The sequence below is a fragment of the Paraburkholderia sartisoli genome, assembly GCF_900107685.1.
Lineage (GTDB): Bacteria > Pseudomonadota > Gammaproteobacteria > Burkholderiales > Burkholderiaceae > Paraburkholderia > Paraburkholderia sartisoli.
In genome coordinates this window covers 26,711-46,862 of the sequence record NZ_FNRQ01000002.1, presented here as the reverse complement: position 1 = coordinate 46,862, position 20,152 = coordinate 26,711, and the positions used below count along the sequence as shown (strand labels likewise).

Sequence of the window (20,152 nt, the reverse complement as noted above, 5' to 3'; positions counted from 1 at the left end):
GGCAGGAAAGCAGGACAAAAGCGGCGGCCGCCCGGCTGCCGCTTGCCGTTTTCGGGCACCGGGTGCGCCGCTAATTGCGCGATTTCCGGATTGCCGCTATAGTCGCCGACATGGTTATTTTCACGTTCCCCTTCCTGTCTCTTCAAGCCGGTGCGCCCCTATGCGCATTAGCGCTAGCGCGCCTGCCGCGCTGACCGTTTTCGCCCTCCGTCTGCCTCGTCTGTTGTTTAGCGTCGCCAGCGGTGGCGCAAACACCCGAATTCGGTATCTTCATCCCCACATTTGATTGAGTCCCGGAGACCTGACATGGCAGACAAGCTGATCATATTCGACACGACATTGCGCGACGGCGAGCAGTCGCCCGGTGCGTCGATGACCAAGGAAGAAAAAATCCGTATCGCGAGGCAGCTCGAACGGATGAAAGTGGACGTCATCGAAGCCGGTTTCGCGGCCAGCTCGAACGGCGATTTCGATTCGATCCACACGATCGCCTCGATGATCAAGGACAGCACGATCTGCTCGCTCGCCCGCGCGAACGACAAGGACATCCAGCGTGCCGCCGACGCGTTGAAGCCCGCCAGCCACTTCCGCATTCATACGTTCATCGCGACGTCGGCGTTGCACATGGAAAAGAAACTGCGCATGACGCCGGAACAGGTGTTCGAGCAGGCAAAGCTCGCTGTGCGTTTCGCACGCAAGTTCACGGACGACGTCGAGTTCTCGCCGGAAGACGGCAGCCGCACGGATATGGATTTCCTGTGCCGCGTGCTCGAGGCGGTGATCGCCGAAGGCGCGACCACGATCAATATCGCCGACACGGTCGGCTACGGCGTGCCGGAACTGTACGGCAAGCTCGTGAAGGATCTGCGCGAGCGCATCCCGAACTCGCACAAGGCGGTGTTCTCCGTACACTGCCACAATGACCTCGGCATGGCCGTGGCAAACTCGCTGGCGGGGGTGCAGATCGGCGGCGCGCGCCAGGTCGAGTGTACGATCAACGGTCTCGGTGAGCGCGCGGGCAATACGTCGCTCGAAGAAATCGTCATGGCCGTGAAGACCCGCAAGGATTACTTCGGCCTCGATCTGGGCATCGATACGACGCAGATCGTGCCGGCATCGAAGCTCGTCTCGCAGATCACGGGTTTTGTCGTGCAGCCGAACAAGGCCGTGGTGGGTGCGAACGCGTTTGCCCACGCGTCCGGCATTCACCAGGACGGCGTGCTGAAGGCGCGCGACACGTACGAAATCATGCGGGCCGAAGACGTGGGCTGGAGCGCGAACAAGATCGTGCTCGGCAAGCTGTCGGGCCGTAACGCGTTCAAGCAGCGCCTGCAGGAACTCGGCATTTCGCTCGAAAGCGAAGGCGAGCTGAACACGGCGTTCGCGCGCTTCAAGGAGCTCGCCGACCGCAAGTCGGAAATCTTCGACGAAGACATCATCTCGATCGTGACGGAAGAATCCGCTGAAGCTCACGAAAAGGAACATTACAGGTTCGTTTCGCTGTCGCAGCATTCGGAAACGGGCGAGCAGCCGCACGCGAAGATCGTGTTCTCGATGGAAGGCAAGGAAGTGACCGGCGAAGCGCGCGGCAACGGCCCAGTCGACGCCACGCTGAACGCGATCGAAACCGAAGTGGGCAGCGGCTCGGAGCTGCTGCTTTACTCGGTGAACGCGATCACGACGGGTACGCAGGCGCAGGGCGAAGTGACGGTGCGCCTGTCGAAGAGCGGCCGCATCGTGAACGGCGTCGGCACCGATCCGGATATCGTCGCGGCTTCCGCGAAGGCGTATATCTCGGCGCTCAACAAGCTGTACTCGAACGTCGACAAGCTGAATCCGCAGCGTTCGTAACGTCATTGATCGCGGGGGGCGCCGATCCGCGCTCCGCGTGTGTACGTTTCAGACGAAACCCCGTGTTCCACAAGGGCACGGGGTTTTCTGTTTCTGTGGGGGACGTCGCGCGTGCGAAGTGGCTTATGCGCGCGACGGAGCGCCGCCCGGGTAGCCGGATGCGACGACCTTGATGCGTCCATCGTCGAGCGAGAAGATCCAGCCGTGTACGAGCGGCGCCGGCTGGCTGTCGCGCACGATGTCGGTGTCGCGCAGCCGCTGAACCTGCTCCAGCACGTTCAGTTCGGCGAGCCGGTTAAGGCGCGCCTCGTCGGACGGGCAGGCGCCCAGTTCGTCGCGATGCGCATCGGCCAGCGCGCACAGCGGCGCGATGCGCCGGTTGACGTGCGGCAGGTCCGGCGACGGCGGCAGCAGCGCCGCCCGCACGCCGCCGCAACCGTAGTGACCGCAGACGATCACGTGCCCGACCTTCAGCACGCGCACGGCGTATTCGAGCACGCTCGAACAGTTGTCGTCGCCGGGTGGAAAGAGATTCGCGATGTTGCGATGGACGAACAGGTCGCCCGGCTGGCAAAGCGTGATGGTCTCGGCGGGAACGCGGCTGTCCGAGCAGCCGATCCACAGAACCTTCGGGCTTTGGCCCTGCGCCAGGGCCTGGAAAAAATGCGGATCGTGCGCAACGGTCTCCTCTGCCCATTCGGCATTGGCGGCCAGCATCTCTCTGGGAAGGGTCATCGAAAGCGCCTCCGTATCTATTCGGCCGACGATATACAGGAAAACAGGAAGGCCGCCTCGGGGGCGAGGCGGCCTGTGTGCGCATGTTACCGGGACACAATCAGAAGAGGCTGCGGCGATCCGGATCGTGCAGCGGGTCCGGGCTTTTCTGCGTGGTCCGCAGGACGCCCTGGTTGTCGAAATAGAAGCTGAACATCATGTACCAGACGTTGTCCTCCAGGTACCGGTAAGTCCAGACTTCGCGCTTCATCAGCGGGAAATACGACGTTTCGACCGGGCGGCCGAAGTTGACGAGCACGTCGTCGCGCGTCCACTTGCCGACCTCGGCGCGGTAGAACTCGTTGGGTTGCAGCACCTGACGCACGGACAGGATCTTGCCGGCGGCGTCGACGTCCGCAGCGGTGGTGGTTTCGCCCATCGGCTGGGTGGGCCACATCAGGCGCCGGCTGCCGTTCGGCAGGTCGTAGGTTTCCCGCGGTGCGCCGAGGCGGGTGATCAGCGTCGACTGGTCTTCGCCCGGCTGGAACTGCTGCCACGGTTGTGCGCAACCCGTGAGCATCACGGCGCCGAAGCAGGCACACGCGAGCGCCGCGCGGCGCAGCCGGCCCGCGCGCGCTGGCTGTGGCGTCGTCCCGCCCGGGGTGGGCGCGGTGAAGAGGCGGTTAAACATGAATTCCTCCGGTGGCATTCTGGTGGCCTCGCGTTAGGTGTTCTTTATGTGTTCTATCAGGAAGCCACGGTATTTTGACACGCGGCGCGGCAAAAGATTTGCCGCGCCGCGTGACGGCGTGCGAACTCCGGGCGGCGGTCGCCCTTGCCCGACGGCATGCACGCCTCTATGATCCGCGCTTCGGATGAATCAATCGCAGCAGGAGTAACGATGGTGGCGAACTGGATACGAACGGCGCTGGGCGTGCTCGCGGCTGTGTCGGTGACGCTCGTGCACGCGGGCGGCGAGCCCGTGCGACTCGCGCTGATCGAGGGCATGTCCGGGCCGTTTGCCAACGCGGGCGCGGCGGTGGAACGGAACCTGCGGCTCGGCGTCGAGCGCGTGAACGCGGCGGGCGGCGTGAAACTGGCGGATGGCGCGCATCCGCTCGAACTCGTCGTGCTGGACAGCAAGGGCAGCGCCGAAGAGGCGCTCGTGCAACTGCGGGCCGCCGCCGACCAGCATATCGGCTACATCCTTCAGGGCAACAGCTCCGCGGTCGCCGCGGCGCTGCTGGGCGCGATCGAAAAGCAGAACGCCCGCGAACCGGACAACCGCGAACTGCTGCTCAACTATTCCGCCGACGATCCCGCGCTCACCAACGCGAACTGCAGCTTCTGGCACTTCCGTTTCGACGCGCACGCCGGCATGCGCATGGATGCGCTCGCCGACGTGATCCAGCGCGACCAGTCGGTGAAGAAAATCTACCTGCTGAACCAGGATTACAGCTTTGGCCACGATGTCAGCACGCTTGCGCGCGCGGCGCTGAAGGCGAAGCGGCCGGATATCGGCATCGTCGGCGACGAATTCCATCCGATCGGCCGGGTGAAGGATTTCGCGCCTTACATCGCGAAAATCCGCGCGAGCGGCGCGGATGCGGTCGTGACGGGCAACTGGGGCAACGACCTGACGCTGCTCGTCAAGGCGGCACGCGAGCAGGGACTCAACACGAAGTTCTACACGTTCTACGGCAACAGCCTGGGCGCGCCGGCGGCATTGGGCGACGCGGGCGTCGGCCGGGTCGTGGCGGTCGCCGACTGGCATCCGAACGCGGGCGGCGCGGCCTCGGACGCCTGGTACAAGGCGTTCCGCACCCGTTTCCCCGCTCCCGCCGACGACTATCCCGTGCTGCGCATGGAAATGATGATCGAGATGCTGGCTTCCGCGATGAACAGTGCGGCGAGCGCCCAGCCGGAGGCCGTCGCGAAGGCGCTCGAGGGCAGGAAGTTCGACAACGGCTTTCACGCGTCGTGGATGCGCGCGGAGGACCACCAGCTCATCCAGCCCCTTTATGTGATGGAAATGGAGCGGGCGGGCACGCCAGGTGTGCGTTTCGACAACGAAGGCTCCGGTTATGGCTTTCGCACCGTGCTGGCACTGCCGGCCGCGCGCACCGTGCCATCCACGGTGTGTCGCATGAAACGCCCCTGAACGTGGGCGAACGCCTGTCGGCATGCAGCGTACCCCGCTGGACAGGGCTGTAAGGAAGGGGTCGCGGGGCGTCTGGGCTGTGCTACAATACTCCCCTTGTTGTAACCCACGGCACGGCCTTTCTTCCGTGACCGCCTGTTCAGTAATCAAGGAAATCAATATGTCCGCAGTTGAAACAAGCAAGAAGTCCGACGTCGTCGCGCAATTCGCGCGCGCAGCAAACGACACCGGCTCCCCCGAAGTTCAGGTCGCGCTGCTCACGACCCGTATCAACGAACTGACCGTTCACTTCAAGGCTCACACGAAGGATCACCACAGCCGCCGCGGTCTGCTGCGCATGGTGAGCCGCCGTCGCAAGCTGCTTGACTACCTGAAGGGTAAGGACGCTGACCGTTACCGTGCGCTGATCGAGAAGCTGGGTCTGCGTAAGTAATCGGGTTGGCCTCTCAGCAAGATGCCTGTGTCAGTCAGCTGATACAGGCATTTTGTTTTTGAACGATGCGCTTCATGTGAGGTGCATCGAAGCGTCATCCGCGGTGCGCATGGAAGATCATGCGGCGGGTGACCGGAATACGGCCGGGCCTCAGGGCAGAGTTTTGTGTCATTCCAGCGGTTCGCGCGAAAAAGCGTGGTTCTCTGGAATGGCATAACACTTCTCTTCCCGTGTGGCACCGGTTCTGGCGTTGCCGCGCCGCTGCCCGTCCGCGCGGCATAACGAAGAAAAGGAGTGACTATGTTCAACAAGATCGTCAAGGAATTCAAATGGGGACAACATAACGTTCGCCTCGAGACGGGCGAAATCGCCCGCCAGGCAAGCGGTGCGGTGCTCGTCGACGTCGAAGACACCGTTGTGCTGGCCACCGTTGTCGGTGCCAGAACGGCAAAGCCGGGTCAGGATTTCTTCCCGCTGACCGTCGATTACCTCGAAAAGACCTACGCCGCCGGCAAGATCCCGGGTGGCTTCTTCCGTCGCGAAGGCCGTCCGTCGGAAGGCGAAACGCTGATTTCGCGCCTGATCGACCGCCCGCTGCGCCCGCTCTTCCCGGAAGGCTTCTACAACGAAGTTCAGGTCGTGATCCACGTCCTGTCGCTGAACCCGGACGTTCCCGCTGACATTCCCGCGCTGATCGGCGCGTCGGCGGCGCTCGCCGTGTCCGGTCTGCCGTTCAACGGCCCGGTCGGCGCAGCACGCGTGGCTTACATCAACAACGAATTCGTGCTGAACCCGACGCGTCCGCAAATGAAGGAATCGGCGCTCGACCTGATCGTCGCCGGTACGGAACGCGCGGTGCTGATGGTGGAATCGGAAGCGCAGCAACTGACCGAAGAAGTGATGCTCGGCGCAGTGGTGTTCGGTCACGAGCAGATGCAGGTCGCGATCGACGCGATCCATGAACTCGTCCGTGAAGGCGGCAAGCCGGAATGGGACTGGAAGCCGGCCGCGAAGAACGAGCCGCTGATCGCACGCGTGACGGAACTGGCGCAAGCCGACCTGCTCGCCGCTTACCAGCTGCGCGACAAGCAGGCCCGTTCGACGAAGCTGAAGGAAGTGTACGCAGCCACGTCGGCAAAGCTGGAAGAAGACGCGGCGGCTGCCGGTACGGTGGCGGCCGACAAGGCAACTGTCGGCAACGTGCTGTTCGACATCGAAGCGAAGATCGTCCGCACGCAGATCCTGAACGGCGAGCCGCGTATCGACGGCCGCGACACGCGCACGGTGCGCCCGATCGAAATCCGTACCGGCGTGCTGCCGCGTACGCACGGCTCGGCGCTCTTCACGCGTGGCGAAACGCAGGCGCTGGTTGTCGCGACGCTCGGCACGAAGGGCGACGAGCAGAACATCGACGCGCTCGAAGGCGAGTACCGCGAACGCTTCATGCTTCACTACAACATGCCTCCGTTCGCGACCGGCGAAACGGGCCGCGTCGGTTCGCCGAAGCGCCGTGAAATCGGTCACGGCCGTCTGGCCAAGCGCGCACTGGTCGCGTGCCTGCCGAGCGCCGAGGAATTCGGCTACTCGATCCGCGTCGTGTCGGAAATCACGGAATCGAACGGTTCGTCGTCGATGGCTTCGGTGTGCGGCGGCTGCCTCGCGCTGATGGACGCCGGCGTGCCGATGAAGGCGCACGTCGCCGGCATCGCGATGGGCCTGATCCTCGAAGGCAACAAGTTTGCCGTCCTGACCGACATCCTCGGCGACGAAGATCACCTCGGCGACATGGACTTCAAGGTGGCGGGTACGGAACAAGGCGTGACCGCGCTGCAGATGGACATCAAGATCCAGGGCATCACGAAGGAAATCATGCAGGTCGCCCTCGCGCAGGCGAAGGAAGGCCGTATGCATATCCTCGGCAAGATGACGTCGGCGGTTTCGGGTGCGAACACGGAACTGTCGGAATTCGCACCGCGCATGATCACCATCAAGATCAATCCGGAAAAAATCCGCGACGTGATCGGCAAGGGTGGTTCGGTGATCCGCGCGCTGACCGAAGAAACCGGCACGACGATTGACATTTCGGACGACGGCATCGTGACCATCGCAAGCACGAGCAGCGAAGGCATGGCCGAAGCGAAAAAGCGCATCGAAAACATCACGCTGGAAGTCGAAGTGGGTCAGGTGTATGAAGGCACCGTGCTCAAGCTGCTGGATTTCGGCGCGATCGTGAACATCCTGCCGGGCAAGGACGGTCTGCTGCATATTTCCGAGATCGCGAACGAGCGCATCAAGGACATCAACGACTATCTCAAAGACGGCCAGCAGGTGAAGGTCAAGGTCATCCAGACGGACGAGAAGGGTCGCGTGCGTCTGTCGGCCAAGGCGTTGCTGAACGAAGCGCCGGCTGGCGCGCCGCAAGGCGAGCCGACGCAGCAGTAATGCGTTAGCAGGATGACGGCCGGTGGCGTGAATGCGCGCCGGCCGTTTTTCATGGAGGATGGATTGCACTGCCAGCCGCGCGGCACCTGCCGGTGCTGCTGGTGCTGGCAGTGCAATCCACACCTTTGGAGGTGCTGCAGATGAAAGCTGTCGAGATTACCGAATTCGGCGCGCCGGATGTCCTGAAGCTGGCCGAACGGCCGATGCCGGAACCGAAAGCGGGCGAAGTGCTGATCAAGGTGGCGGCGTCGGGCATCAACCGTCCGGACGTGTTCCAGCGCAAGGGCGCGTATGCGCCACCGCAAGGCGCATCTGACCTGCCGGGGCTGGAGGTGGCGGGCGAGATCGTCGGCGGCGCGCTCGACGCGCAGCACAATCCGTTCGGCCTGAAGAAGGGCGATCGTGTTTGCGCCCTGCTCGCGGGCGGCGGTTACGCGGAATACGCCGCAGCGCCGCTTGCGCAGTGCCTGCCGGTGCCGAAGGGGCTGACGGACATCGAGGCGGCGTCGCTGCCGGAGACGTTCTTCACGGTGTGGAGCAACGTGTTCGATCGCGCGAAGCTGGGCACGGGCGAGGGCGGCGCGAACGAAACGTTCATGGTGCAGGGCGGTTCGAGCGGCATCGGCGTGACGGCGATCCAGATCGCGCACGCGCTGGGTTTTCGCGTCTTCGCGACGGCGGGCTCGGACGACAAATGCCGTGCGTGCGAAGAACTGGGTGCTGAACGGGCGATCAACTACAAGACTGAAGATTTCGTCGAAGTGGTGAAGTCGCTGACGAACGATCGTGGCGTCGACGTCATTCTCGACATGGTGGCCGGGAGCTACGTTCCGCGTGAGCTGACGGCGCTCGCCAGCGGTGGTCGCCTCGTGCTGATCGCGTTGCTCGGCGGCGCGAAGGCGGAGGTGAACCTGAACGACATCCTGCGCCGCCGTCTGACGATTACCGGCTCGACGCTGCGCCCGCAACCGGTCGAATTCAAGGCGAGGATCGCGGCGAACCTGAAAGAGCACGTGTGGCCGCATCTCGAAGCGGGTCGCATCAAGCCGGTCGTGCATCGCGTGTTTCCGGCCGCGCAGGCCGCCGACGCGCACGCGCTGATGGAAAGCAGCACCCACGTCGGCAAGATCGTGCTGAATTGGGGCGCGGATGTTTAATCCGGCCAGTTTGACCCGATCCGTCAACGCACAGTAAAATTGCGTGTTCTGCGCTCGACGCACGATTCATGAATGCTGAAAGACGGGCCGACGCGTAGTTCGAGCCTGTCTCACGACAAGACGAGACAATGTCGAAATCACGAGCGAAAGCAGTAGTCGGTAACTGGAAGATGTTTGGCCGCCTTGCCCAGAACGCGAGCTTGATGAAAGCCGTGGCACAAGGCGTCGATGCATTGCCTGAGGGTCTCCTTGTGGGGCTGTGCGTGCCGTGTCCGTATCTTTCGCAGGCGCAGTCGCTGCTCGGGGGGTCGCGTGTGGCGTGGGGCGTGCAGGACGTCTCCGCGTTCACCGAAGGCGCCTACACCGGCGAAGTCGCCGCGGACATGGCAGCCGATTTTGGCGCGCGGTTTGCGATTGTCGGTCACTCCGAGCGTCGTGCGTATCATCGCGAAAGCGCCGAACTGGTGGCGGCGAAGACGCAGCGCGCGCTCGAAGCGGGATTGATACCGATCGTCTGCGTCGGCGAAACGCTCGAGCAGCGTGACGCGGGCGAAACGGAGCGCGTCGTCGGCACGCAGATCGACGAGGTGCTCGCGAAGCTTTCGCTGGAAGCGGCGCTTCGCATCGTGGTGGCGTATGAGCCGGTCTGGGCGATCGGCACGGGCAAGAGTGCGACGGCCGCGCAGGCGCAACAGGTGCATGCGTTTTTGCGCGGGCGTCTTGCCGCAAAAGACGCGGCAGTGGCCGATGTACACGTGCTCTATGGCGGCAGTGTGAAACCCGGCAACGCGGAAGAGCTGTTCCGTCAACCGGATATCGATGGCGGCCTGATCGGCGGCGCATCGTTGAATGACAAGGATTTCCTGGCGATCTGCCACGCGGCGCAAGCCGTGATGGCCGACGCGGCGTAATTCGCTCAGGCCGGGCAGGGCGTCCGGGCGAGGCAGACCCATTGCGCGCATCACACATTGTGTTGCGCGGTTAAATAAAGACTCTCAGGTGAGTGTGATGCTGTATTTGAAAACGTTGATCATCGTCGTTCAGTTGCTGTCGGCGCTTGGGGTTATTGGCCTCGTGTTGCTGCAGCATGGCAAGGGCGCCGACATGGGCGCCGCGTTTGGCAGCGGCGCGTCGGGCAGTCTCTTCGGCGCGACCGGCTCGGCCAACTTTTTGTCGCGCACGACGGCCGTGCTGGCTGCCGTATTTTTCATCTCGACGCTGGCGCTCACGTACCTCGGTTCGGATCGTTCGAAGCCGTCGGCAGGCGTGCTTGGCGCGGCCGTGACGGCGCCGGTTGCGGCGTCGGCGGCATCCGCTCCGGTGGCTGTGTCGGCGGCAATCGCGGCGTCTGCGGCGTCCGCTCCGGGGCAGGACGTGCCGAAATAAAATTTTCGGGTTAAACGCTTTTTGTGCGTTGAACAAACTGTTTAAACCAGTTACAATTCAAGTCTTGAAGCGATTCGCGGGTTTTATAGCTTGTTTTCCCGGATTGCAGTAGTGCCGACGTGGTGAAATTGGTAGACACGCTATCTTGAGGGGGTAGTGGCGAAAGCTGTGCGAGTTCGAGTCTCGCCGTCGGCACCAATGTTATCTAATGCCAGCCGATTGCTTTTGCTTCGGCTGGCATTTTTACTTCTGGTGGGCTGCTTGCCATTTGCTTGCATTGCAAAGCAGCCCGAAGTGATTTGATGTCAGGAAGGTGCAGCACGTTGCGCTCCCTGGCTACATTCATAACCAACCGATTGAGGATAGTCTTGAACCTCGCAGCCTATTTCCCCGTCCTGTTGTTCCTTATTGTCGGAACCGGTTTAGGCGTAGCACTGGTCAGTATCGGCAAGATCCTCGGCCCCAACCGGCCTGACACCGAGAAGAACGCACCGTACGAGTGCGGCTTCGAGGCATTCGAAGATGCGCGCATGAAGTTCGACGTGCGCTACTACCTGGTTGCCATTCTCTTCATTATTTTCGACCTTGAGACCGCGTTCCTGTTTCCGTGGGGTGTTGCCCTGCGCGATATCGGCTGGCCCGGCTTCATGGCGATGATGATTTTCCTGCTCGAATTCCTGCTTGGCTTCGCCTATATCTGGAAGAAGGGCGGCCTCGATTGGGAATGACAGATTAATCGCCGGTTTGCGTGGGTGGCACGGCTTGCCGCCCCGTCTGGAGTGGAAAGCAAATGAGTATCGAAGGGGTCTTGAAGGAAGGGTTTGTCACCACCACGGCTGACAAGCTGATCAACTGGACGCGCACCGGCTCGTTGTGGCCGATGACGTTCGGTCTCGCGTGTTGCGCGGTCGAGATGATGCATGCGGGCGCTGCCCGTTATGACCTCGACCGTTTCGGTGTGGTGTTTCGTCCGAGTCCGCGCCAGTCGGACGTGATGATCGTCGCCGGCACGCTGTGCAACAAGATGGCGCCCGCCCTGCGCAAGGTCTACGACCAGATGGCCGAGCCGCGCTGGGTGATCTCGATGGGTTCGTGCGCGAACGGTGGCGGCTATTACCACTACTCGTATTCGGTGGTGCGCGGCTGTGATCGCATCGTGCCGGTCGACGTCTACGTGCCGGGTTGTCCGCCCACGGCTGAAGCGCTGGTGTACGGCGTGATCCAGCTCCAGGCGAAAATTCGCCGCACCAATACCATCGCCCGTCAATAAGGCCAAGGCCTCTTCCCCCACAATATGGCAAGCAAACTCGAGACTCTCAAAGCGAACCTCGAGGCGGCCTTTGGCGGCCGCCTGCTGAGCGTCACCGAAGCAATCGGTGAGCTGACGATCGTCGTCAAGGCGAGCGATTACCTCGAAGTGGCAACGCGCCTGCGCGACGACAAGTCGCTCGGCTTCGAGCAGTTGATGGACCTGTGCGGCGTCGACTATCAGACGTACGGCGACGGCGCCTACGAAGGCCCGCGCTTCGCCGCCGTGCTGCATCTGCTGTCGGTGACGAACAACTGGCGTCTGCGTGTGCGCGTGTTCGCGCCGGACGACGAGGTGCCGTTCGTCGCATCGGTTGTCGATGTCTGGAGTTCCGCCAACTGGTACGAGCGCGAAGCGTTCGACCTGTACGGCATCGTCTTCGAAGGTCACCCGGACCTGCGCCGGATCCTGACCGACTATGGTTTTATTGGCCACCCGTTCCGCAAGGATTTCCCTGTTTCCGGCTACGTCGAAATGCGTTACGACCCGGAAGAGAAGCGCGTCGTCTACCAGCCGGTGACGATCGAGCCGCGGGAAATCACGCCGCGCGTGATCCGTGAGGATCGCTATGGCGGTCTGAAACACTAAGAGAACGCCATGGCAGAGATCAAGAACTACACGCTCAACTTCGGCCCGCAACATCCGGCCGCGCACGGTGTGCTGCGCCTCGTGCTCGAACTCGACGGCGAAGTGATCCAGCGCGCCGATCCGCACATCGGCCTGCTGCATCGTGCGACTGAAAAGCTCGCTGAAACCAAGACCTTCATCCAGTCCGTGCCGTACATGGACCGTCTCGACTACGTGTCGATGATGGTGAACGAGCACGGCTACGTGATGGCGATCGAAAAGCTGCTCGGCATCGAGGTGCCGGTGCGCGCGCAGTACATCCGCGTGATGTTCGACGAAGTGACGCGCGTGCTGAACCACCTGATGTGGATCGGCGCGCACGCACTGGACGTCGGCGCGATGGCGGTGTTCCTGTACGCGTTCCGCGAGCGCGAAGACCTGATGGACGTGTACGAAGCCGTGTCCGGCGCCCGGATGCACGCGGCGTACTACCGTCCGGGCGGTGTCTATCGCGATCTGCCTGACGCAATGCCGCAATACAAGGCGTCGAAGATCCGCAATGCGAAGGCGCTGTCGAGGATGAACGAGAACCGTCAAGGTTCGCTGCTCGACTTCATCGACGATTTCTTCACGCGCTTTCCGAAGTGCGTCGACGAATATGAAACGCTCCTCACTGACAACCGGATCTGGAAGCAGCGTCTGGTCGGCATCGGCGTGGTGAGCCCGGAACGTGCGCTGCAACTCGGCATGACCGGCGCGATGCTGCGCGGTTCGGGCATCGAGTGGGATCTGCGCAAGAAGCAGCCGTATGAAGTCTATGACAAGATGGATTTCGACATTCCGGTTGGTGTGAACGGCGACTGCTACGACCGCTATCTGGTGCGCGTCGAGGAAATGCGTCAGTCCACGCGCATCGTGAAACAGTGTATTGAGTGGCTCCGGAAGAATCCGGGTCCGGTGATGGTCGACAATCACAAGGTTGCGCCGCCGTCGCGTGTAGGCATGAAGTCGAACATGGAAGAGCTGATTCACCACTTCAAGCTCTTCACGGAAGGCTTCCACGTGCCGGAAGGCGAGGCGTATGCGGCGGTCGAGCATCCGAAGGGCGAGTTCGGCATCTATCTGATCTCGGATGGCGCGAACAAGCCGTATCGCCTGAAGATTCGCGCGCCGGGTTATGCGCACCTGTCCGCGCTCGATGAAATGGCGCGCGGTCACATGATCGCCGATGCCGTGACGATCATCGGTACGCAGGACATCGTGTTCGGTGAAGTGGATCGCTAGGCGATATTCATAACGGCGCGCGCGGTCCCTCGCGCGTCAAGCAAAGGAACGCCGGGTCTGTCGCGGCAAACAGTGAGCGGCAGGTTTTCGTTCGGTAGGAATTGAAAGAGTCGTGTCTGAAAATGATCTCAGCTGAAGGCCTGAAAGAAATCGATCGTGCGATCGCGAAGTATCCCGCCGATCAGAAACAGTCCGCCGTGATGTCGGCGTTGGCCACTGCTCAGGAAGAGCACGGCTGGCTGTCGCCCGAAATCATGCAGTTCGTGGCTGACTACCTTGGCATGCCGGCGGTTGCCGTGCAGGAGGTTGCGACCTTCTACACGATGTACAACACGTCGCCGGTCGGCAAGCACAAGATCACGCTCTGCACGAACCTGCCGTGCCAGCTCGGTCCGGATGGCGGTTCGGAGAGCGCCGCCGAATACCTGAAACAGAAACTCGGCATCGACTTCGGCGAGACCACCGCGGACGGCAGATTCACCCTGAAAGAGGGCGAATGCATGGGTTCGTGTGGCGATGCGCCGGTGCTGCTCGTGAACAATCACCGTATGTGCAGCTTCATGAGCCGCGAGAAGATCGACCAGCTGCTCGAGGAACTTTCGAAATGACGTCTTTACACGATCGTCACATCAAACCGCTGATTCTCGCCGGCCTGAACGGCGACAACTGGCATCTCGAAGATTACGTCGCGCGCGGTGGTTACAGGCAGCTGCGCCGTATCCTGGAAGAAAAGATTCCGCCCGAGCAGGTGATCGCCGACGTGAAAGCGTCGGGTCTGCGCGGCCGTGGCGGTGCGGGCTTCCCGACCGGCCTGAAGTGGAGCTTCATGCCGCGCCAGTTCCCGGGGCAGAAGTATCTCGTCTGCAATTCGGATGAAGGCGAACCGGGCACGTTCAAGGACCGCGACATCCTGCGCTGGAACCCGCATTCGCTGATCGAAGGCATGGCCATCGGCGCGTACGCGATGGGCATCACGGTCGGCTACAACTATATCCACGGCGAAATCTGGGAAACCTACAAGGTCTTCGAAGAAGCCCTTGAAGAAGCGCGTCGCGCGGGTTTCCTCGGTGCGAACATCATGGGTTCGGGCTTCTCGTTCGAACTGCATGCGCACCACGGTTACGGCGCCTATATCTGCGGCGAGGAAACCGCGCTGCTCGAATCGCTCGAAGGCAAGAAAGGCCAGCCGCGTTTCAAGCCGCCGTTCCCGGCGAGCTTCGGCGTGTATGGCAAGCCGACGACGATCAACAACACCGAGACGTTCGCAGCCGTGCCGTTCCTGCTGGAAATCGGCCCGCAGGCGTACCTTGAACTGGGTAAGCCGAACAACGGCGGCACGAAGATCTTCTCGATCTCCGGTGACATCGAGCGTCCGGGCAACTACGAAGTGCCGCTCGGCACGCCGTTCGCGACGTTGCTGGAACTCGCCGGCGGCATGCGCGGCGGCAAGAAGATCAAGGCTGTGATTCCGGGTGGTTCGTCGGCGCCGGTGATTCCGGGCGAGATGATGATGAACACCGATCTCGACTACGATTCGATCGCGAAGGCCGGCTCGATGCTCGGTTCCGGCGCGGTGATCGTGATGGACGAGACGCGTTGCATGGTGCGCTCGCTGCTGCGCCTGTCGTATTTCTATTACGAAGAGTCGTGCGGTCAGTGTACGCCGTGCCGCGAAGGCACCGGCTGGCTGTACCGCGTCGTGCATCGCATCGAACACGGGCTCGGCCGCCAGGAAGATCTGGACCTGCTGAACTCGGTGGCTGAAAACATCATGGGGCGGACGATCTGCGCGCTCGGCGATGCAGCGGCGATGCCGGTGCGCGGCATGCTGAAGCACTACTGGGACGAATTCGCATACCACGTCGAGCACAAGCACTGCATGGTCGGTGGCCATGCGGGTGCGGCAGCAGTCACGGAAACAGTAGCCGCCTGAGCGAAACAGCCGAAGCGGAGCAGCGCTGAAGCACCAGCCGCGGGGATTCACCGTCGTGTCCGTCAAAATGGACCGGCGGCTGAATGAGCGATTGAGCGGACGAACGATTGAGCGGTAACAGGTTAAGGAAGATTGACCATCATGGTTGAACTTGAAATAGACGGCAAGACAGTCGAGGTACCTGAAGGCAGCATGGTGATCCAGGCTGCGCACAAGGTCGATACGTACATTCCTCACTTCTGCTATCACAAGAAGCTGTCGATTGCGGCCAACTGCCGGATGTGTCTCGTCGAAGTCGAGAAGATGCCGAAGGCCGTGCCGGCATGCGCGACGCCGGTGTCGGCGGGCATGATCGTGCGCACGAAGTCGGACAAGGCGGTGAAGGCGCAGCAATCCGTGATGGAATTCCTGCTGATCAACCATCCGCTCGACTGCCCGATCTGCGATCAGGGTGGCGAATGTCAGCTGCAGGATCTGGCGGTCGGTTACGGCAAGTCGTCGTCGCGTTACAGCGAAGAGAAGCGCGTCGTGTTCCACAAGAACGTCGGCCCGCTGATCTCGATGGAAGAAATGACGCGCTGCATTCACTGCACGCGCTGCGTGCGTTTCGGCCAGGAAGTCGCCGGCGTGATGGAACTCGGCATGCTGGGTCGTGGCGAGCACTCGGAAATCACGTCGTTCGTCGGCAAGACGGTCGATTCGGAACTGTCGGGCAACATGATCGACCTGTGCCCGGTCGGCGCGCTGACCAGCAAGCCGTTCCGCTACAGCGCCCGCACGTGGGAGCTGTCGCGCCGCAAGTCGGTGAGCCCGCACGATTCCGTCGGCGCGAACCTCGTGGTGCAGGTGAAGAACAATCGCGTGATGCGCGCGCTGCCGTTCGAAAACGAAGCGATCAACGAATGCTGGATCTCGGACAAGGATCGTTTCTCGTACGAAGGCCTGAACAGCGCGGAGCGTCTCACGCAGCCGATGCTGAAGCAGGACGGCAAGTGGATTGAAACCGACTGGCAGACGGCGCTCGAATACGTCGTCAAGGGTCTGAATGGCATCAAGCGCGACCACGGCGCGAACGCGCTGGCCGCGCTCGCCAGCCCGCACAGCACGGTCGAGGAACTGTTCCTGCTGAAGAAGCTCGCGCAGGCGGTCGGTACGCCGAACGTCGACTTTCGTCTGCGTCAGTCCGATTTCGCGGCGCCGGTGAATGGAACGCCGTGGCTCGGCACCGCTATCGCCGATCTGTCGAATCTCGATGCCGCACTGATCATCGGGTCGACGCTGCGTCGCGATCATCCGCTGCTGGCCGCGCGTCTGCGCCAGGCGGCGAAGAGCGGCGCGAAGCTCACGCTGCTGCAGGCAACGGCTGACGACGCACTCATCCCTCAGGCGAAGCGCGTTGTCGCTGCGCCTTCGGCGTGGTTGAACGAACTCGCGGGCATCGCCGCTTCGGTCGCTGAACTGCGCGGCGCTGAATTGCCGGAAACGCTCAAAGGCGTCGAAGCCTCGGATGCGGCGAAGCAGGCTGCCGCGTCGCTCGCAGGCGGCTCGACGCGTGTCGTGCTGCTTGGCAACGGCGCTGTCCAGCATCCGCAATTCGCACAGATTCACGCAGCGGCGCAATGGATTGCCGATACAACCGGCGCGAAGCTCGGCTTCCTCACGGAAGCGGCGAACACGGTGGGCGCGCACCTCGTCGGCGCACTGCCGGACGCGGGCGGTCTGAACGCTCGCGAAGTATTCGAACAGCCGCGCAAGGGTTACGTGCTGCTGAACCTCGAACCGGAATTCGACACGGCAAACCCGGCGCAGGCATTGGTCGCGCTGAAGCAGGCGGAAATGGTCGTCGTGATGTCGTCGTTCGTGACGGGCACCGACTACGCCGACGTGTTGCTGCCGATCGCACCGTTCACGGAAACGGCCGGCACGTTCGTCAACGCCGAAGGGACGGTGCAGACGTTCAACGGCGTCGTGCGTCCGCTGGGCGAAACGCGTCCGGCATGGAAGGTGTTGCGCGTGCTGGGCAGCATTCTCGGCGCGCCGGGCTTCGAGTTCGACACCGCTGAAGAAGTGCGCACGGCGGCGCTCGGCGACGGCGATCTGACGTCGCGCCTGTCGAATCGTACGGACGTGGCGATCGCCCGTAACGGCGCGGCGAAGGTTGCCGAAGGCGCGTTCGAGCGCATCGCCGATGTACCGATTTACCACGCTGATCCGCTGGTGCGCCGCGCTGAATCGCTGCACCTGACGGCAGCGGCACGCACAGCGAACTCGGTCGGTCTGCCGGCTGCGCTGTTCGACAAGCTGGGTCTGAAAGAGGGCGACGCGATCCGCGTGCGCCAGGGCGAACTGTCGGTGCAGCTGCCGGCGGTGCGTGATGCGAATCTTGCGGAAACGGTCGTCCGCGTATCGGCAGGCACGCCTGCTGGTGCAGCGCTGGGCAGCCTGTTCGGTGAACTGGTGGTGGAGAAGGCGTAAATGAGCTTGTTCGAAACGATCAACTCGGGCGGCACCCAGCTTCTCGGTGTGGCATGGCCCACGGTGTGGGCGCTCGTGCGCATCCTGGTGGTGGCGGTCGTGATCCTGCTGTGCGTGGCCTACCTGATCCTGTGGGAACGGAAGCTGATCGGCTGGATGCACGTGCGTCTCGGCCCGAACCGCGTCGGTCCCGCCGGCCTGTTGCAGCCGATCGCCGACGTGCTGAAGCTGCTGCTGAAGGAAGTCATTCAACCGACCCAGGCAAGCCGCTGGATCTACATGATCGCCCCGATCATGGTGGTGGTGCCGGCCTTCGCGGTCTGGGCGGTGATTCCGTTCCAGGCGGGCGCGGTGCTCGGTGACATCAACGCGGGTCTGCTGTACGCGATGGCGATTTCGTCGATCGGCGTGTACGGCGTGATTCTCGCCGGCTGGGCGTCGAACTCGAAGTACGCGTTCCTCGGCGCGATGCGCGCCGCGGCGCAGATGGTGTCGTACGAAATCTGCATGGGCTTCGCGCTCGTCGTCGTGCTGATGACGGCCGGTACGCTGAACCTGTCGGCCATCGTCACGTCGCAGGAACGCGGCATTTTCGCGAGCTACGGCCTGAACTTCCTGTCGTGGAACTGGCTGCCGCTCCTGCCGATGTTCGTCGTCTACTTCATCTCCGGCATCGCTGAAACGAACCGTCACCCGTTCGACGTGGTGGAAGGGGAGTCGGAAATCGTCGCCGGTCACATGATCGATTACTCGGGTATGGCGTTCGCGCTGTTCTTCCTCGCCGAGTACATCAACATGATCGTGATCTCGGCGCTGGCCGCGACGCTGTTCCTTGGCGGCTGGAGCGCGCCGTTCGGCTTCCTGTCGTTCGTGCCGGGCATCGTGTGGCTCGTCGCGAAAGTTTTCTTCCTGCTGTCGGTGTTCATCTGGGCGCGTGCCACGTTCCCGCGCTATCGCTATGACCAGATCATGCGTCTGGGCTGGAAGATTTTCATTCCGGTCTGCGTGGTGTGGCTGGTGGTGGTCGGCTTCTGGATCATGTCGCCGTTGAATATCTGGAAATAAAGGGCGGATGAACCCATGACCGCAATTCAAAATTTCTTCAAGACCTTCTTCCTGACGGAGCTGCTGAAGGGTCTCGCGCTGACCGGACGTTACACGTTCCAGCGCAAGATCACGGTGCAGTTCCCCGAGGAAAAGACGCCGATTTCGCCGCGTTTCCGTGGTCTGCACGCACTGCGCCGCTACGAGAACGGCGAGGAGCGCTGCATCGCCTGCAAGCTGTGCGAAGCGGTGTGCCCGGCGCTTGCCATCACGATCGAATCGGAAACCCGTGCGGACAACACGCGCCGCACGACGCGCTACGACATCGACCTGACCAAATGCATCTTCTGTGGCTTTTGCGAAGAAAGCTGCCCCGTCGATTCGATCGTCGAGACGCACATTCTCGAATATCACGGCGAAAAGCGCGGCGACCTGTACTTCACGAAGGACATGCTGCTAGCCGTGGGCGATCGCTACGAAACCGAGATCGCCGCGAACAAGGCGGCCGACGCGCCGTATCGTTAAACACGGTTGAACGGTTGAAACACTGCTCGTTCGACGCTGCAACGGCCCGCCGCATGGGCCTTGCGCTGAAGTCTGACTGCTTCGGCATTGCGCACCTGTGTGCTGTTTTCACGGATGCGCATGCCAAAGAACCATGCCTGATGATGGCCTAACGATGAACCGGTAATCATGGAATTCACGACCGTACTGTTCTACATCTTCGCGCTGTTCCTGGTGATATCAGGGCTGAAGGTGATCACCTCGCGCAACCCGGTGAGCTCCGCGCTCTTCCTGGTGCTCGCGTTCTTCAATGCCGCGGCCATCTGGATGCTGCTCGAGGCTGAATTCCTCGCGATCCTGCTCGTGCTGGTCTACGTCGGCGCGGTGATGGTGCTGTTCCTGTTCGTCGTGATGATGCTGGACATCAATCTCGACGTGCTGCGACGCGACTTCAGGCGCTTCGTGCCGATGGCGACGGTTGTCGGCGCGATCATCGTGATCGAAACCGCGCTGATCCTCTGGCACGGCTACGGCGCGACGGTCCAGCCGGTGCGCGACACCACGGTGGCCGGCGCGGCCGCCGCCACCGCCGGCTGGTCGAACACGCGCATCATCGGCAAGATCATCTACACCGACTACATCTTCGCGTTCGAAGTGGCCGGCCTCGTGCTGCTCGTCGCGATCATCGCCGCGATTGCGCTGACCGCGCGTCACGCGAAGGACAGCAAGCGCCAGAACGTCGGCGATCAGGTGAAGGTGCGCGCCCAGGACCGTGTGCGCGTCGTCAAGATGGCATCGGAAAAGACCGCCGCGACCGAAGCCGCCGAAGCCGCCGTCGCAAAGGCCGCCGCGGCAACGGCTGCCGCCGCGCCTGCAAAGAACGGCTGAGCGC

The 20,152-nt window shown here is 62.5% G+C and carries 20 protein-coding genes and 1 tRNA gene; 18 read left to right on the top strand and 3 right to left on the bottom strand.

Annotated elements, in window-relative coordinates; genetic code table 11:
• The first annotated feature begins 306 nt into the window (after positions 1–306).
• Positions 307–1,851, top strand: coding sequence for a 2-isopropylmalate synthase (locus tag BLV45_RS07375; RefSeq protein WP_090531373.1), 1,545 nt, complete (start codon positions 307–309; stop codon positions 1,849–1,851).
• Positions 1,852–1,974: 123 nt separating this feature from the next.
• Here the strand turns inward: BLV45_RS07375 and BLV45_RS07370 are convergent, their stop codons facing one another.
• Positions 1,975–2,586: a carbonic anhydrase gene (locus tag BLV45_RS07370; protein WP_090531371.1), complete on the bottom strand. Its 612-nt coding sequence runs from the start codon at positions 2,584–2,586 to the stop codon at positions 1,975–1,977.
• A gap of 100 nt (positions 2,587–2,686) precedes the next feature.
• Positions 2,687–3,256 (bottom strand): hypothetical protein, encoded by a 570-nt coding sequence (locus BLV45_RS07365; protein ID WP_090531370.1) that lies wholly within the window; start codon positions 3,254–3,256, stop codon positions 2,687–2,689.
• Between the two features lie 210 nt (positions 3,257–3,466).
• Between BLV45_RS07365 and BLV45_RS07360 the strand changes: the two genes are divergently transcribed.
• The 16 genes from BLV45_RS07360 to nuoI all read left to right on the top strand — a co-directional run bounded on the left by BLV45_RS07360 (position 3,467) and on the right by nuoI (position 19,281).
• Entirely contained in the window at positions 3,467–4,726 is a 1,260-nt protein-coding gene (locus BLV45_RS07360; RefSeq protein WP_090531369.1) for a branched-chain amino acid ABC transporter substrate-binding protein, read from the top strand.
• Positions 4,727–4,886: 160 nt separating this feature from the next.
• Complete coding sequence (rpsO, locus tag BLV45_RS07355; RefSeq protein ID WP_025496081.1) at positions 4,887–5,159, top strand: 30S ribosomal protein S15; 273 nt, start codon at positions 4,887–4,889, stop codon at positions 5,157–5,159.
• A gap of 294 nt (positions 5,160–5,453) precedes the next feature.
• Positions 5,454–7,601 (top strand): polyribonucleotide nucleotidyltransferase, encoded by a 2,148-nt coding sequence (pnp, locus tag BLV45_RS07350; protein WP_176954099.1) that lies wholly within the window; start codon positions 5,454–5,456, stop codon positions 7,599–7,601.
• Positions 7,602–7,741: 140 nt separating this feature from the next.
• A complete protein-coding gene (locus BLV45_RS07345) occupies positions 7,742–8,758 on the top strand; it encodes an NAD(P)H-quinone oxidoreductase (protein ID WP_090532769.1) in 1,017 nt (338 codons plus the stop codon).
• A gap of 128 nt (positions 8,759–8,886) precedes the next feature.
• Positions 8,887–9,669 carry a triose-phosphate isomerase gene (gene tpiA / locus BLV45_RS07340; protein ID WP_090531364.1) on the top strand — a complete coding sequence of 261 codons (783 nt, stop codon included), beginning with the start codon at positions 8,887–8,889 and terminating at the stop codon, positions 9,667–9,669.
• Positions 9,670–9,766: 97 nt separating this feature from the next.
• On the top strand, positions 9,767–10,144 hold the full coding sequence (gene secG / locus BLV45_RS07335; protein WP_090531362.1) for a preprotein translocase subunit SecG: 378 nt from the start codon (positions 9,767–9,769) through the stop codon (positions 10,142–10,144).
• A 113-nt stretch (positions 10,145–10,257) separates the two neighbouring features.
• A tRNA-Leu gene (locus BLV45_RS07330) sits at positions 10,258–10,342 on the top strand.
• A 170-nt stretch (positions 10,343–10,512) separates the two neighbouring features.
• Positions 10,513–10,872: an NADH-quinone oxidoreductase subunit A gene (locus tag BLV45_RS07325; RefSeq protein WP_090531360.1), complete on the top strand. Its 360-nt coding sequence runs from the start codon at positions 10,513–10,515 to the stop codon at positions 10,870–10,872.
• Positions 10,873–10,934: 62 nt separating this feature from the next.
• Complete coding sequence (locus BLV45_RS07320; RefSeq protein WP_006052903.1) at positions 10,935–11,414, top strand: NuoB/complex I 20 kDa subunit family protein; 480 nt, start codon at positions 10,935–10,937, stop codon at positions 11,412–11,414.
• Positions 11,415–11,438: 24 nt separating this feature from the next.
• Positions 11,439–12,041, top strand: coding sequence for an NADH-quinone oxidoreductase subunit C (locus BLV45_RS07315; RefSeq protein ID WP_090531359.1), 603 nt, complete (start codon positions 11,439–11,441; stop codon positions 12,039–12,041).
• Between the two features lie 9 nt (positions 12,042–12,050).
• Entirely contained in the window at positions 12,051–13,304 is a 1,254-nt protein-coding gene (locus tag BLV45_RS07310; RefSeq protein WP_090531356.1) for an NADH-quinone oxidoreductase subunit D, read from the top strand.
• Positions 13,305–13,426: 122 nt separating this feature from the next.
• Positions 13,427–13,912, top strand: coding sequence for an NADH-quinone oxidoreductase subunit NuoE (nuoE, locus tag BLV45_RS07305; RefSeq protein WP_090531354.1), 486 nt, complete (start codon positions 13,427–13,429; stop codon positions 13,910–13,912).
• Positions 13,909–15,237 carry an NADH-quinone oxidoreductase subunit NuoF gene (gene nuoF, locus BLV45_RS07300; RefSeq protein WP_090531352.1) on the top strand — a complete coding sequence of 443 codons (1,329 nt, stop codon included), beginning with the start codon at positions 13,909–13,911 and terminating at the stop codon, positions 15,235–15,237. Before nuoE ends, nuoF begins: the two co-directional genes overlap by 4 nt.
• Positions 15,238–15,378: 141 nt before the next feature.
• Positions 15,379–17,712 carry an NADH-quinone oxidoreductase subunit NuoG gene (gene nuoG / locus BLV45_RS07295; RefSeq protein WP_090531350.1) on the top strand — a complete coding sequence of 778 codons (2,334 nt, stop codon included), beginning with the start codon at positions 15,379–15,381 and terminating at the stop codon, positions 17,710–17,712.
• A complete protein-coding gene (gene nuoH, locus BLV45_RS07290; RefSeq protein WP_090531348.1) occupies positions 17,713–18,777 on the top strand; it encodes an NADH-quinone oxidoreductase subunit NuoH in 1,065 nt (354 codons plus the stop codon).
• A 15-nt stretch (positions 18,778–18,792) separates the two neighbouring features.
• On the top strand, positions 18,793–19,281 hold the full coding sequence (gene nuoI, locus BLV45_RS07285; protein ID WP_007588142.1) for an NADH-quinone oxidoreductase subunit NuoI: 489 nt from the start codon (positions 18,793–18,795) through the stop codon (positions 19,279–19,281).
• On the opposite strand, the gene BLV45_RS27440 is transcribed toward nuoI, so the two are convergent.
• Positions 19,278–19,451: a hypothetical protein gene (locus BLV45_RS27440; RefSeq protein ID WP_176954098.1), complete on the bottom strand. Its 174-nt coding sequence runs from the start codon at positions 19,449–19,451 to the stop codon at positions 19,278–19,280. The two genes, nuoI and BLV45_RS27440, sit on opposite strands and share 4 nt — an antisense overlap.
• On the opposite strand from BLV45_RS27440, the gene BLV45_RS07280 reads away from it, so the two are divergent.
• Positions 19,450–20,148, top strand: a complete 699-nt coding sequence (locus BLV45_RS07280; protein ID WP_090531344.1) for an NADH-quinone oxidoreductase subunit J — start codon at positions 19,450–19,452, stop codon at positions 20,146–20,148. The two genes, BLV45_RS27440 and BLV45_RS07280, sit on opposite strands and share 2 nt — an antisense overlap.
• The last annotated feature ends 4 nt before the right edge of the window (positions 20,149–20,152 follow it).

What these genes read in the sequence shown, in the direction of transcription:
- BLV45_RS07345 (WP_090532769.1), top strand. Translation starts at nt 7,742, where the DNA reads ATGAAAGCTGTCGAGATTACCGAATTCGGCGCGCCGGATGTCCTGAAG.
- nuoH (WP_090531348.1), top strand. Translation starts at nt 17,713, where the DNA reads ATGAGCTTGTTCGAAACGATCAACTCGGGCGGCACCCAGCTTCTCGGT.
- BLV45_RS27440 (WP_176954098.1), bottom strand. Translation starts at nt 19,451, where the DNA reads ATGATTACCGGTTCATCGTTAGGCCATCATCAGGCATGGTTCTTTGGC.
- BLV45_RS07315 (WP_090531359.1), top strand. Translation starts at nt 11,439, where the DNA reads ATGGCAAGCAAACTCGAGACTCTCAAAGCGAACCTCGAGGCGGCCTTT.
- BLV45_RS07370 (WP_090531371.1), bottom strand. Translation starts at nt 2,586, where the DNA reads ATGACCCTTCCCAGAGAGATGCTGGCCGCCAATGCCGAATGGGCAGAG.
- nuoG (WP_090531350.1), top strand. Translation starts at nt 15,379, where the DNA reads ATGGTTGAACTTGAAATAGACGGCAAGACAGTCGAGGTACCTGAAGGC.
- nuoE (WP_090531354.1), top strand. Translation starts at nt 13,427, where the DNA reads ATGATCTCAGCTGAAGGCCTGAAAGAAATCGATCGTGCGATCGCGAAG.
- BLV45_RS07360 (WP_090531369.1), top strand. Translation starts at nt 3,467, where the DNA reads ATGGTGGCGAACTGGATACGAACGGCGCTGGGCGTGCTCGCGGCTGTG.
- BLV45_RS07320 (WP_006052903.1), top strand. Translation starts at nt 10,935, where the DNA reads ATGAGTATCGAAGGGGTCTTGAAGGAAGGGTTTGTCACCACCACGGCT.
- rpsO (WP_025496081.1), top strand. Translation starts at nt 4,887, where the DNA reads ATGTCCGCAGTTGAAACAAGCAAGAAGTCCGACGTCGTCGCGCAATTC.
- BLV45_RS07280 (WP_090531344.1), top strand. Translation starts at nt 19,450, where the DNA reads ATGGAATTCACGACCGTACTGTTCTACATCTTCGCGCTGTTCCTGGTG.
- nuoF (WP_090531352.1), top strand. Translation starts at nt 13,909, where the DNA reads ATGACGTCTTTACACGATCGTCACATCAAACCGCTGATTCTCGCCGGC.
- BLV45_RS07375 (WP_090531373.1), top strand. Translation starts at nt 307, where the DNA reads ATGGCAGACAAGCTGATCATATTCGACACGACATTGCGCGACGGCGAG.
- nuoI (WP_007588142.1), top strand. Translation starts at nt 18,793, where the DNA reads ATGACCGCAATTCAAAATTTCTTCAAGACCTTCTTCCTGACGGAGCTG.
- tpiA (WP_090531364.1), top strand. Translation starts at nt 8,887, where the DNA reads ATGTCGAAATCACGAGCGAAAGCAGTAGTCGGTAACTGGAAGATGTTT.
- secG (WP_090531362.1), top strand. Translation starts at nt 9,767, where the DNA reads ATGCTGTATTTGAAAACGTTGATCATCGTCGTTCAGTTGCTGTCGGCG.
- BLV45_RS07365 (WP_090531370.1), bottom strand. Translation starts at nt 3,256, where the DNA reads ATGTTTAACCGCCTCTTCACCGCGCCCACCCCGGGCGGGACGACGCCA.
- BLV45_RS07310 (WP_090531356.1), top strand. Translation starts at nt 12,051, where the DNA reads ATGGCAGAGATCAAGAACTACACGCTCAACTTCGGCCCGCAACATCCG.